At 52.8% G+C, this 12,569-nt stretch carries 10 protein-coding genes and 1 pseudogene; 9 read left to right on the forward strand and 2 right to left on the reverse strand.

Features of this window, described 5'->3' with window-relative positions; translation table 11 throughout:
• The first annotated feature begins 72 nt into the window (after nucleotides 1-72).
• The 5 genes from K3T83_RS35875 to K3T83_RS35895 all read left to right on the forward strand — a co-directional run bounded on the left by K3T83_RS35875 (nucleotide 73) and on the right by K3T83_RS35895 (nucleotide 6,295).
• On the forward strand, nucleotides 73-1,398 hold the full coding sequence (locus K3T83_RS35875) for an ABC transporter substrate-binding protein (protein WP_220207711.1): 1,326 nt from the start codon (nucleotides 73-75) through the stop codon (nucleotides 1,396-1,398).
• Nucleotides 1,399-1,416: 18 nt separating this feature from the next.
• Nucleotides 1,417-2,388: a carbohydrate ABC transporter permease gene (locus tag K3T83_RS35880; RefSeq protein ID WP_220207712.1), complete on the forward strand. Its 972-nt coding sequence runs from the start codon at nucleotides 1,417-1,419 to the stop codon at nucleotides 2,386-2,388.
• A 3-nt stretch (nucleotides 2,389-2,391) separates the two neighbouring features.
• On the forward strand, nucleotides 2,392-3,279 hold the full coding sequence (locus K3T83_RS35885) for a carbohydrate ABC transporter permease (RefSeq protein ID WP_236065060.1): 888 nt from the start codon (nucleotides 2,392-2,394) through the stop codon (nucleotides 3,277-3,279).
• 158 nt (nucleotides 3,280-3,437) lie between these two features.
• On the forward strand, nucleotides 3,438-4,853 hold the full coding sequence (uxaC, locus tag K3T83_RS35890; protein WP_220207713.1) for a glucuronate isomerase: 1,416 nt from the start codon (nucleotides 3,438-3,440) through the stop codon (nucleotides 4,851-4,853).
• A 2-nt stretch (nucleotides 4,854-4,855) separates the two neighbouring features.
• The gene (locus tag K3T83_RS35895) at nucleotides 4,856-6,295 is read left to right on the forward strand and encodes a tagaturonate epimerase family protein (protein WP_220207714.1); all 1,440 of its coding nucleotides are present in this window, start codon (nucleotides 4,856-4,858) and stop codon (nucleotides 6,293-6,295) included.
• Between the two features lie 66 nt (nucleotides 6,296-6,361).
• Here the strand turns inward: K3T83_RS35895 and K3T83_RS35900 are convergent, their stop codons facing one another.
• Nucleotides 6,362-7,156 carry an alpha/beta fold hydrolase gene (locus K3T83_RS35900; RefSeq protein ID WP_220207715.1) on the reverse strand — a complete coding sequence of 265 codons (795 nt, stop codon included), beginning with the start codon at nucleotides 7,154-7,156 and terminating at the stop codon, nucleotides 6,362-6,364.
• A gap of 266 nt (nucleotides 7,157-7,422) precedes the next feature.
• Between K3T83_RS35900 and K3T83_RS35905 the strand changes: the two genes are divergently transcribed.
• Nucleotides 7,423-8,085 carry a winged helix-turn-helix transcriptional regulator gene (locus tag K3T83_RS35905; RefSeq protein WP_220207716.1) on the forward strand — a complete coding sequence of 221 codons (663 nt, stop codon included), beginning with the start codon at nucleotides 7,423-7,425 and terminating at the stop codon, nucleotides 8,083-8,085.
• 156 nt (nucleotides 8,086-8,241) lie between these two features.
• On the opposite strand, the gene K3T83_RS35910 is transcribed toward K3T83_RS35905, so the two are convergent.
• Nucleotides 8,242-8,655 (reverse strand): DUF3224 domain-containing protein, encoded by a 414-nt coding sequence (locus K3T83_RS35910; RefSeq protein WP_220207717.1) that lies wholly within the window; start codon nucleotides 8,653-8,655, stop codon nucleotides 8,242-8,244.
• 559 nt (nucleotides 8,656-9,214) lie between these two features.
• Here K3T83_RS35910 and K3T83_RS35915 point away from each other — a divergent pair.
• The 3 genes and pseudogenes from K3T83_RS35915 (at nucleotide 9,215) to K3T83_RS58080 (ending at nucleotide 12,446) form a co-directional block, all read left to right on the forward strand.
• On the forward strand, nucleotides 9,215-10,543 hold the full coding sequence (locus K3T83_RS35915) for an MFS transporter (RefSeq protein WP_220207718.1): 1,329 nt from the start codon (nucleotides 9,215-9,217) through the stop codon (nucleotides 10,541-10,543).
• Nucleotides 10,544-10,690: 147 nt separating this feature from the next.
• Complete coding sequence (locus tag K3T83_RS35920; RefSeq protein WP_220207719.1) at nucleotides 10,691-11,338, forward strand: ROK family protein; 648 nt, start codon at nucleotides 10,691-10,693, stop codon at nucleotides 11,336-11,338.
• A 164-nt stretch (nucleotides 11,339-11,502) separates the two neighbouring features.
• Nucleotides 11,503-12,446 (forward strand): annotated as a pseudogene (locus tag K3T83_RS58080) (alpha/beta hydrolase family protein).
• The last annotated feature ends 123 nt before the right edge of the window (nucleotides 12,447-12,569 follow it).

The raw sequence follows: 12,569 nt of genomic DNA on the forward strand, positions 1-12,569 counted from the left end.
GCAAGCACTGTTGTCCCTGGTTTTCGTTGTCGAGACAAGCCTATGAGTGGCTCAGAGAAGGAGAACAGTTTCATGCGTGCTATTTCTTACAACCGGCGGCAAGTATGCCAGATGGGACTGAGTGGTCTGGCAAGTTTGACTCTGTTAGGTGTTGCTGGCTGCGGCGGTAGTGGCGGCGCGGCGACCCCGGCTCAAACTAAAACCCTGCAACTTATTTTCTGGGGGCCAGCCTCGCGTAACAAGCTCACCAGGAAAGCTATCGACCTCTTCCATAGCGCCCATTCCGAGATCGATATTCACTCGGAGTTTACGGATTTCAGCTCTTATTGGAACAAGCTCAGCACAGAGATCGCAGGTGGGACAATTCCCGATCTGATCCAGATGGACATGAAGTATGTCTCACAGTATGTCAAACAAAACCTGCTCCTCGATATGACCAGCGTTATCTCTGATAAAAGCATCAACCTTTCCGATTTCGATCAAAACCTGCTTGCCAGCAGCGAGGACAATAAGGTCGTCTATGGCATCCCTCTTGGTGGCAACTACGAATGCTTCATCTATGATGTAGATCTTCTCAAGCAGGCGGGAGTGGCGGCTCCTCCGGCGAATATGACCTGGGATGCATTCGGAACTTATACTGGCGAGATCTCGAAGGCGCTGGCAAAGAGCCGTATTTCAGGCACGGTCGATGCCAGCGGGGATATTGCGGTCTTTGAGATCTGGTTGCGTCAACGCGGCAAAGAGATGTTCACGACTGATGGCAAACTGGGCTACGATGCGCAGGATGTGGGCGATTGGTTCAACTACTGGAGCGGTTTGCGCAAATCTGGTGCCTGCGCACCTGCCGCTGTGCAGGCGACGGTCTCTTCCACCAGCGGACCGGCGACCTCTCTGCTCATCGAGAAAAAGGTCGTCTTCAGCGCCGTACACACCAACCAGTTTGAAAGCTATCAGGCGTTGACCAAGAACCAATTGCTGTTCCAGAATGTGCCAACGGGACCGCAGCCGGGGCAATATCTCAAAGCGTCGATGCTGATGAGCATTTCATCCAAGACAAAATATACGAAGGAAGCGGCCAGCTTTATCGACTTTATTATTAACGATCCAGGTGGCGTTAAAGCTCTTGGGCTGGATCGTGGTGTTCCGGGCGGAGAGAAAGCACGCGCGGCGCTGGCTCCAACGCTTACAGAGGCACAGAAGGCGGTGATGGCCTTCTGCGATCAGTTGGGAAAGAGCGATCAGAATCGTCCGAAAAACGTGCTGGACGCGGCTGGAGCAGGTGATATTCAGACCGCGCTGGGTCGTGTCTCGCAGGCGGTTAGCTTTGGCAAGACCTCCGTTTCAGCGGGAGCAACTACATTTATGAGCGACTCCCAGAAGGCGCTGGCGCAAGCATAGAACATTGGAGGCGGCTCAATGGCATTTCCATCTGCCAGGGTGAAGATGCAGCAGGTGCCAGCAATGGCATCTGCACGCAAACGCCCGCGTACTCGTAGCAAGCTAAAGAAGAAAGAGAATCTTGCGGCCTATCTCTTTCTGCTCCCCTGGTTCCTGGGGATGCTGGTCTTTCTGATTGGGCCGGTGCTTGGCTCGCTCTACCTGTCTTTTACCAAATATAACCTGATTGGCATTCCTCAATGGATCGGCGTACAGAACTATATTGATATGGTTCACGATCCGCGCTGGTGGAATTCGGTGAGGGTGACGTTGATCTATGTCGTGTTCTCTGTACCACTGAAAATCGTGTTCGCGCTGCTGATCGCGCTATTGCTCAAGCAGGGGCTGCGTGGGCTTGGCCTGTATCGCGCCATTTATTATGTTCCCTCCTTGCTTGGAGGCAGTGTGGCGATCGCGATTCTCTGGCGGCAACTCTTTGATGCCGATGGGGTGGTGAATCAGGCGTTGCGCGTCTTTGGTATCGTGATTGAGACAAGCTGGATCGCCAGCCCTCAGTATGCCCTTTCAACGCTGATTATTCTCTCGGTCTGGCAGTTTGGTTCACCTATGATTATTTTCCTGGCCGGGTTGAAGCAGATTCCGGCAGAATATTATGAGGCGGCATCAACGGATGGGGCCGGACCTATCAGGCGCTTCTTCTCTATTACTGTGCCGATGATTACGCCACTCATCTTCTTCAATATGGTATTGCAGATGGTTGGCGCGTTCCAGGCTTTTACACCGGCCTTCATTATTAGCGGAGGTTCGGGTAGTCCGCTCGATACCACCCTGTTCTATACGCTCTACACGTATCTGGAAGGGTTCGGTTCGCTGCACATGGGCTATGCTTCGGCGATGGCGTGGATCTTGCTGATTGCGATTGCCCTGTTCACATCGCTGGCCTTTTTGACTTCGCGCTATTGGGTGTTCTATCAGGATGAGAGGAGGTAGCCAATGATTACCGGTCTATCCGAGAGCAGGTCTCCTGGGAAATCACGGTATAAATCGTACAACAGGCGACTCAATCGCATTCTGAGCCATCTGGTCGTGCTGGCCGGTGCGGTTGTGATGATCTATCCGCTGATCTGGATGATTAGCTCATCTTTCAAGCCGCAGGACGCGATCTTTACCGATACGGGCTTGTTTTCGTCGCAGTGGACGCTCGATAACTTTACGGACGGGTGGAGCGCGCTCGACTATCCCTTCGTCGTCTTCTTTGTCAATTCGTTTCTGGTGTGCGTGGGGGCCGTGATTGGCAACGTGATCTCATGCTCGATGGCGGCCTATGCCTTTGCCCGGTTGCGCTTTAAATATAGCGCGTTCTGGTTCATCTTGATGCTGGGTGCCATTATGCTCCCGCACCACATCTTGATTGTGCCACAGTACATTCTGTTCAAAAATCTGGGCTGGATTAATACATTCCTGCCGATGGTAGTGCCCAAGTTTTTTGCGACCGATGCCTTTTTCATTTTCCTGATGATCCAGTTTATTCGCGGTATTCCAACGGAACTGGATGAGGCGGCGAAAATGGATGGTTGCAGCCTGTTTGGTTTCTACTGGCGCGTAATCCTGCCGCTCTCGCTGCCAGCACTGGTGACAACAGCTATTTTCACGTTCATCTGGACCTGGAACGATTTCTTCTCTCAGTTGATCTTTTTGAACGACGAGTTGCTGTATACGGTGCCGGTGGCGTTGCGCCTCTTCCTGGATAGTACTGGTAATTCTGCATATGGTCAATTATTCGCCATGTCTGTGCTTTCGCTTATTCCTATCATTGGCTTTTTCCTGATCTTCCAGCGTTTGTTGATTGAAGGAGCAAGCACAAGCGGCTTAAAGGGATAAGACGTAGCGACAATGCCTTGCGCTTGTCGCTCCACGTTGGATCGGCAAAGGTGGCGGTTGTTCCTGTCTATTGGATACAATAGGGGAGAAGCGACACGTAATAGTAATGCATTACTATTTTCTCGACAAGGATGTCGCCTCTTCTGAAAGGAGATGGGATGAGTTTCTTGATAGAGGATCGTTATTTTTCACCTGACCACGCGCAATCTGCAATTGCGCGTCGTTTGTATCAGCGTGTGAAAGATCTTCCCCTTGTTTGCCCTCATGGACATGTTGACCCACGCTTACTGGCTGCTAGCAACTACGATTGGGGAACACCGGTCGATCTCTTGATTATCCCCGATCACTATGTTTTCCGCATGCTCTATTCGCAGGGCATCTCATTGGAGGAACTGGGCATTCCGCGCAAAGATGGTGGGCCTGTGGAGAAGGATCACCGCAAAATCTGGCAGATTGTGTGCGACCACTGGTATCTCTTCCGGGGTACGCCGTCGAGTTTGTGGCTGCGTGATGAGTTGCGCGATATCTTCGGCATTGACGCGAAAATCAATTCGGCCAACGCGCAGGCCATTTATAACGCCATCGACGAGAAGTTGCATAGCCCGGAGTTTCAGCCGCGCCAGTTGTTTGAGCGCTTTCAAATTGAGGTGCTGGCGACAACCGATGCCGCAACCGCCACACTGCAAGAGCATCAGCGTATCCGTGAGTCGGGCTGGAAGGGGCGCATCGTCCCCACATTTCGCCCGGATGCCGTCGTCAATATCGCGATGGGAGGCTTCGCCGAGAACATCCAGTTGTTAAGCCAAGTCTCGGGTGTGGACGTGACGAATTATCGCACGTATATTGCGGCCCTCGAACAGCGGCGGCACTTCTTCAAGGAGATGGGAGCTACCGCCACCGATCATGCTGCGGTGACCGCCTACACCGCGCGCTTGAGCGAGCGTGAAGCGGATGCCATTTTCCAGCGAGCGCTATGTGGAGAGGCGAGTGCTGAGGATGCGCAGCGCTTTACCGGGCATATACTGATCGAGATGGCTCGGATGAGCGTTGAGGACGGACTGGTGATGCAGTTGCACGTTGGCAGTTCGCGCGATCACAATCCCGTGCTGCTGGAACGCTTCGGACGCGATATGGGGGCCGATATTCCAACGGCCAGCGAATTTACCCATAATCTCAAGCCGCTGCTCGATCTGTATGGGCGGGAGCGTGATCTCACCATTATCCTGTTCAATCTCGATGAGACCGTCTATAGCCGTGAACTTGCGCCTCTGGCCGGACATTATCCCGCGTTACGGCTGGGGCCGCCCTGGTGGTTCTTTGATAGCTGGAACGGCATTCAGCGCTACTTTGAGAATGTTGTGGAGACGGCGGGCATCTACAATACAGCAGGCTTTAACGACGATACGCGCGCGTACCCCTCGATCCCTGCTCGTCATGATTTGTGGCGGCGGGCCAGTGCCGATTGGCTGGCGGGGCTGGCTGTGCGCGGCATTGTTGATGAGGACGATGCTGCGGAAATGGTCGTTGATATGGCGTATCGTCTGGCAAAGCAGACCTATAAATTGGAGGCTTAATCATGCTTCAACATCTGAATCTTCCGACAATTGACGAATCGGTCGTGACCGTTGATGGCACGACCTATGCGCTGGTCACGACCTCCGTACCGGGCGAAAGAAAACTGGTTGTGGTCGGCGACGGTGCCGGTTTTGTCGGAGAGAAACAGGCGGACGGTACGCTGCTCTGCTCGCTGACTCCTGAGAATGCGCGCGCTTTGCGGCAACGTCTGGCATGGTTGCGGCCAACTGTTCTCGGTTTACAGACGACGGCAGGCTTTGGAGATCGCCTGGGCATCGCCACTCCGGGGCATGTGCAGGCCACACGCGGGACCGGAGTTGCGCCTCTCTATGCACAGCAATCCGTCCGCGAGAACACGCGCACGGGCCGTACGCCGCAGAATGTGGTGGACGATGCGATGTGGGGGGCGTTTGAGGCGGGATGGCGCGAAGCCTGGGGCGCGGACGCCGACCATATGAAAACGCTCGAAGACATCGAGCCGTTTGTGAGCGCCGGGTATTCTTTCTACACCATCGATCCAGGCGATTACGTCGATGATGCCACCGAAACCGACGATGATGCAACGCTGCGCCAGAAAGCGGAGGCGCTGCCCTGGCACGATCTCCAGAGTTCCTTGCAGGATGCCCAGGCGCGCTATCTCAAACGCTTCGATCTCGATCAATTTGCGATCACATTTGATGAGCATACACTGCTCAAAGCCATTGCGAAATATGGCGGGGCTATGGCTCATGTAGCACGTATGACCCAGCGCTTGCGAGAGGTGGCCGGATCGCTGCCTTTTGAGATGGAGATGTCGGTTGACGAGACCGGAACGACAACAGCGCTGGCCGAGCATTTCTATATTGCCTCCGAACTCAAACGATTGAACGTGCCATTTGTTAGCCTCGCACCGCGCTTTGTGGGACGTTTTGAGAAGGGTGTCGGCTATATTGGAGATGTGCAGGAGTTGGAGCAGAATATCGCCGGGCATGCCAGCATTATGCGCTACTTCGGCAATAGCTATAAACTCAGCCTGCACACCGGCTCGGACAAATTTGAGGTCTACCCCATTGCCATGCGCTACACGGGCGGGCTGGTGCATCTCAAGACCGCCGGAACAAGCTACCTGGAGGCATTGCGCCTGATTGCCTCGGTGGATATTCCATTCTTCCGTGAGATCTTAGACTTCACGCGTGGTCGTTACGAGACGGACCGCAAGACCTATCACGTCTCGGCTACGCTGGATAAAGTACCCTCATCTGCTGATCTGACGGATGCGCAGTTGCCGGACCTGTTGAATCAATTTGATGCCCGGCAAGTCCTGCACGTCACCTTTGGATCGGTGCTGGATACATATGGCTCCCGTCTGCAACGCGTCTTGCACGAGCATCTGACAGAGTACCACGCCTATATCAAGAGGCACTTCGATAAACACCTTGCACCTTTCCGTCGCAAAGGATAGGTACAGAGATCAAGAGAGAACGGCTCCAGGACCGTCTGGAGCCGTTCTCTCTTGTTGGGTGCCAGATTAGTCGAGGAAGAATGCTTTCAATGCAGGAACGAGAACATCATCAGCCGGGCCATGATCCTGACCTGCCAGCGTTTGACGTTGTGCATTGGGAAGAATATTGGTAATGGTTTGAGCGGCGCTATGCATAAAGGGGTGGCTGATCCCGCCATCCATCACGAGCGTTGGGACCGTGACGGAGGCCCACTTTTTGAGCGGGGCTGGATTGCCGCGCATCGTGTCGCCCATGATGCTTCCGTCATAAGCAATGGTATGCGCCACTGCTTCCAGTCCCGGCCACATGGGGGATTGCCGCATCTGAGCGACCATTTCGGCGGGAACGCCCACTGCTTCGATCATAAAGTATTCGACGGCCTCGCCGCGCCGGTTCGACGAGACCAGATCGATGAGGTGTGCGACGTAATTCGCGGGGACAGGAGGGCGGCTGTCGTCAATAATGAACGGAGGCTCGTAGAGTGCCAGCTTCTTGATTTTAGAGGGGAGCAGGCGAGCAGCTTCGAGGGCCAGGACCGCTCCAGAGGAGTGACCAAAGACGAACGCCGATCCGCCAGCCTCGTCAATCAGCGCTTTGATATCTTCAACCTCGCGCTCAACCGCATATGGTGCTGTATCTCCGCTGTCGCCGCGCCCACGCCGATCATAGGCAAACGCGGTAAAAGCTGGAGCCAGGGCTGCGGCTACAGATGCCTCTGCTAAGCGCGTGGCGGTTGCTCCTGCCACCAGGATCAGCGCCGGTCCCTGACCCGACTGATCGAACGCGATGGGTGTACCGTCTTTGGAAATGACCGTTCTCATGCTTTTTCCTCTCCTGTAGATCATCTTTTGTTGCCCGCTTGTTCTGGTAGCCACAGTGTATCACTCGAACAAGAAGAAAACTTCTCCAATCTTGCGTTTCGCTGCGTTGGCGTCAGATGACGTTTGCTATCCAACGTGATATATTTTGTCGCCAGGCTTCTCGTTTGCCACAATGAGAAGATACAATAGGAGAGAGAAAGAAGCAAATAGGTAATTTTGTGTGACAGAGATGAGCGTATCATCCTCTGAAATGGAGTCACATCTTTATGACGCGTGTAAAAAAGACTATTGTGTGTCCAATTGGGGGAGCAGGAGTGGGGGGCAAGTGGATGTTTTGGATCTGGTATCATTTGCTCAGTGGAACCAAACGTTTTGGCGAATTGCAGCGCCTCATCCCTGAAGCCAGTCGGCAGATGCTCACCCTGGAGTTACGGGAATTAGAGCAGGTGGGGGTATTACGCCGACAGGTTTATAGAGAGGTGCCTCCGAAGGTAGAATACTCACTTACAGAATTGGGATGGCAGGCAGAGCCTGCGTTGCGCCAGCTCCATGCCTGGGGAAAATGGTATGGTGAACAGGTTGATTTGGAATTTGACTGGATGGTTAGCCTGGGAGGACGATGGAAGTTTTGGATCTGGTATCGGTTGCTCAGTGGTCCCAAACGTTTTAGCGAGTTGCAGAAGCTTCTTCCCCCGATCCGCCAGCAGGTACTCTCTCTGGAACTACAGACGTTAGAACAGATGGGAGTGCTTCACCGTCAGTCCTCCGGATGGGGATCAATTAGAGGGGAATATGCACTCACTGAACTGGGACGGACCTCGGAGCCTATCCTACGCCAACTCTATGCGTGGGGGAGGTGGATATGCGAACGGCTCGATCTGGAGTATGATTGGCCTGTGATGGATGAGGTGGAAGCGCGCGTGTGCTAGCAGGGCATCTTCGTAGGCCAGGAAGACGATCCGTCACCAATACGAAGATGTCCCTGATTTTCGGCCCTTCAGCCATATTACAAAGATGGGCAGCACGGCCACATGAATGCTATGGCATACGGGATCGAGTGGAACAACTATTTTTTATATTATGGGTTATTCCGCCTCTTCAAATGTATAATCGAATGGTATAGTATAAACCTCCTGATGGAGGTCGCTGTCAAGCGTTGCCTGTCCGCGTAGACCTTTCAGTTGATCTGTGCCTGATCCAGGGAGTACCGTCAAGGTCATTTTGAGCTTCCCATGATCAAATGTGCCGATTTGTTGGAAGACAAAGCTGCCCGATTTTCCATCGACGCTGCCCGTCACCTTTTCCAGCGCAATTGTGCCGCCCGTAAGATTCTTGTTCTCGGCAATGAGATACTGGATGCTTCCCTCGCCTTCAATGACGCCCTCATAGCGATGAAGTATCTCCACGCGGAAGAGGTTAGTGCCTGGCATTTCTGTTTTGTCATGCCATGTTTTACGATGCCAGTCTTTGACTGAACGAGTGGTATTTGCTTGTGTCACGATATTCTCTCTTTAAGATGTATTTGAACTTTATCTCCAAAGTTCATAGAGGAAATGTACAGGGAAAAGAGAACGAGCACAAGTACGCAATTTTATGTGACAGAACATCGCGAGGCCATTTCTTCTGTCTTTCGTTCGTCCCTTTTTATTGTTCGGTGAGGCAACGAGGTTGCCTATATCTCGTACTTAGTGGTTGACAAATAGCAATGTTGTATTGTATTATCCAGGCACTTCATATAAGAGAAAGCTGGACTTCGATGGGACAGACTTTATTGCGGCAACATACGAGTGTTGTCAGCACTGGTGCTCATCTTCCGGGTGCTTTTGCGCCGCATGCGGCGCATAGCGAGGAATGAGAGAAGAGCATACAATAGCTCAGTAGAGACATCTATAATACCACTCTATTTGTAATGGTCTATCTCTCCTGCTCGATACTGATATCAGCAGCTTCCTTCCCCTTTTCTGGTAACAGAAGATCTTCTTCGCACTGCGCTTTCCCCTTTACATGGTCATTCCGAAATGCATCAATTCCATCATTTGCGCATGCGAAAGGATATATATGCTTTACCGTTATCAAAAACTCCTGGCGAATTATCGTCATCGTTTTATCCTGATCAATCGTAACTACACCCTCTTGTGGCTGGGGAGCAATATTTCGCTGATCGGCGACATTCTTTTTGATACTGTACTTACACTGTGGATCGGCACCCAGCTGCGTAACCAGAGCTATGCACCACTGGCAATAAGCGGTATTGCGCTGGCTGCTGCATTGCCAGCTCTCGTGGTCAGTCCGTTTGCAGGTGTGTTTGTGGACCGCTGGCAGAAGCACAGGACAATGCGCATCATGGATATGTTGCGAACCGTCCTCGTGCTATCTTTGCTACTCATTAGTGTTCCTCTTCCGTTTCTTTCGCTCTCAGCGCTGCCATTCACTTTAAAGCTTGGCGTTATCTATGGCGTGATTGTAGCTCTAAGTAGTTTGAGTCAGTTCTTTAATCCCTCGGCGAAAGCAATTATCCGGGAGATTGTGCCGGAAGAAAAGCGTACGAGAGCTTTTGCACTTACCCTGGGGGCAAGCATGTTTGCCTGGGCAATAGGTTCATCGTTCGCAGGCATAGGCTACGCCATCCTTGGTTTCTCCTGGGCTATTGTGCTGAATGCAGCATCATTTCTCTGCTCCTGGGCGCTAATACGGAAAATACGCATATCAGAGCCAGTCATGGAGGCGAATATCCAGGAAGCGGGACTGTATCGCGTTTTCAAAGATTTGCAAGAAGGGCTACGCTTCATCGCAGGGAGCCTCGTGTTGCGCACATTACTCTGCACAGAGAGCCTTTTTTCGTTTGCGTTAGGGATGCTCAACGTGCTTGCCTTCTTCTTCATCACCCAGAACTTACATCTTCCCATCAGTCTCTTTGGTCTCTTCTGTGCCGCGCCGTCGCTTGGGGGCATACTGGGGAGCTGGCTGGTTGATCGCTATGCCGCAAAGGTAGGGGTTGCCAGGGTGTACTACTGCGCGATGATATGTGCAGGAATTATCATGGAGGTGACAGCCGTACAAAGCCATCCGCTCCCGGCTCTGATCGGCTTTACCTTGATGAATGTTGCGTATAGTCATACGGGATCGGCGCTTGGACCACTGGTACTCAAGGCGACGCCTGAAAAGATGGCTGGCAGGGTCTTTTCAACCATTGGCACTGTTACAACCGTGAGTTCTTTGCTTGGCACCTTTTTGAGTGGTTATCTCAGCAGCACCCTTTTGCACGATATTGATATCTCTCTCTATGCGGTTAGGCTGAACGGGGTAAACATTATCGATCTCTGTGTAGGGTTGATCTTGTTTGTGAGCGGGGTCTATGCCTACTGGCATCTCAGAAAGATGTCATGAGATTGTCATCGCTTGGTTTCTATGGTAATAAAGAGTGTGTTCCTGTTGATCTTGTGAGATTGCAAGAGGTGCGTGTGTATGCATGAGTGGCTCTTTGTAGAAATGGGAGGATCTTCGATCCAAACGGTTCAACGAGATTCTTCCGGAGTGTTTCGATTTACGCCTGGACTGGTACGAGAGACGAACCGACCGATTGCGCTTGCCTGTCCAGGGATTGTCCGAGATGGAGAGGTTCTGTACGCGACCAATCTCGGTTGGCCCGATCGAGCTGATCCGAAAGAAGAATTAGGTTTACAGAATATCTGTATCGTGGAAAATGACGCGGTAGCTGCGGGTTTGGGAGAATCCGTCCTACGGTCAAAGATCGGCCCGGAGCAAGATCTGTTTTACGTTTCTCTGGGAACGGGTGTTGGAAGTGTGCAAGTTGCCAATGGGACTGCTCGTTATTTCGATCTTGGGCACCATTACGTAGGAGGGACAGCATATTGTGCCGGGTGTCGGAGTGTGGGATGTCTCAATGCATATCTCTGTTCGTCAAGCCTTCCTACCCCTCTGGGGGAACAAGATCAAATCTTTGTCGCTCGAATGCTCGCAGGAGCCTTTCAAAGCCTGTCACTGACAGATCAGGTTCCACTTGTTCTTGGAGGTGGTATTGTGAGGCGATATCCAGGGATTGGTTGTCTGGTAAATGAACAGATTGCCAACCGTGTGGAACTGACAGCGGCTCCTCTCCAGGCAAAGTCAGCCGCATATGCCGGGTTGGAGTATCTTTCCCAGATTCATCGTCTCAATTGAAAAACTGCCAGCCGGTTGCTTCGCTCCCTCGTCGATGGTGCTCATCGCTTCATTCCTTCCCTCAAATACTAGCTTGACAAGAGGAACAACGTTCCGTATAATATCAAACGGAGCAGTGCTCCGTTTGATATTATACGCAAACTCGCTGGAAGGAAGATCTTTCTATGAACGAATTAGATATAGCGGGAACGGATGTAGCTATCAGCGTGCCCACTCCAATCGTCTCGGTGAAACCAGTAGTGCTATCAGCTCCGGGGCGTGGTGAGGATCTACAGGTGCGAGTGTCTGCGCCCGCGATTGGGCGCGAATTGCCCCTTATTGTTTTCTCGCACGGCTTTGGCTGGTCGTTAGACGGCTATGCACCGCTGGCCGACTTTTGGGCTGCTCACGGCTTCGTGGTCATACAACCCACCCATCTCGACTCCAGGACGCTGAGCCTTCCTCCTGAAGATCTCCGTACACCGCTGATCTGGCGTTTCCGCGTCGAGGATATGAAGCGCGTCCTCGACCAGCTTGATGTGCTTGAAGTTTCCGTTCCCGGCCTCAGTGGACGCCTCGATCGAAGCCGCATCGCCGCAGCTGGACATTCCTGGGGTGGCCAGACGGCGAGCATGCTGCTGGGCGCACGAGTCCTCGATCCCGAGGGTGGAGTAGGAGAGGATATGTCCGACTCGCGGATCAAAGCGGGTGTGCTGCTTGCTACGCCAGGTCTGGGGGAGCTGATCTGACACCGTTCGCAGCCGAGCACTTCCCATTTATGAATCCGAGCTTCACAGACATGACCACTCCGACCCTTGTGATCGCAGGGGATCGAGACCAGTCCCCCCTGTCCGTTCGGGGGCCGGACTGGTTTACTGACCCGTACTTCTTGAGTCCAGGCCGCAAGAGCCTACTTACTCTGTTCGGAGCAGAACACGGGCTTGGCGGAATCGCCGGGTACAACATCACGGAAACGACGGATGAGAACCCCGAACGAGTAGCTCTGATCCAGCGGCTCACATGGGCTTATCTTCGCAGTGCGCTCGATCTTGAGGATGCCAGCTGGTCAGCAGCGCAAACTGCTTTGATGGAGAGTTCCAATCCACTGGGTCGAATTGAATCCAGGTGAAGCCCTCAAACATGAGTAGCACAACTACACGCCCGCTTACCAGCATCGACCGGTGAGCGGGCGTTGAGCATGTTAGAGATGCATAATGCATTCCCACCAAAGGTGGTAGCGAATATGATATGC

This window comes from Reticulibacter mediterranei (assembly GCF_016587455.1).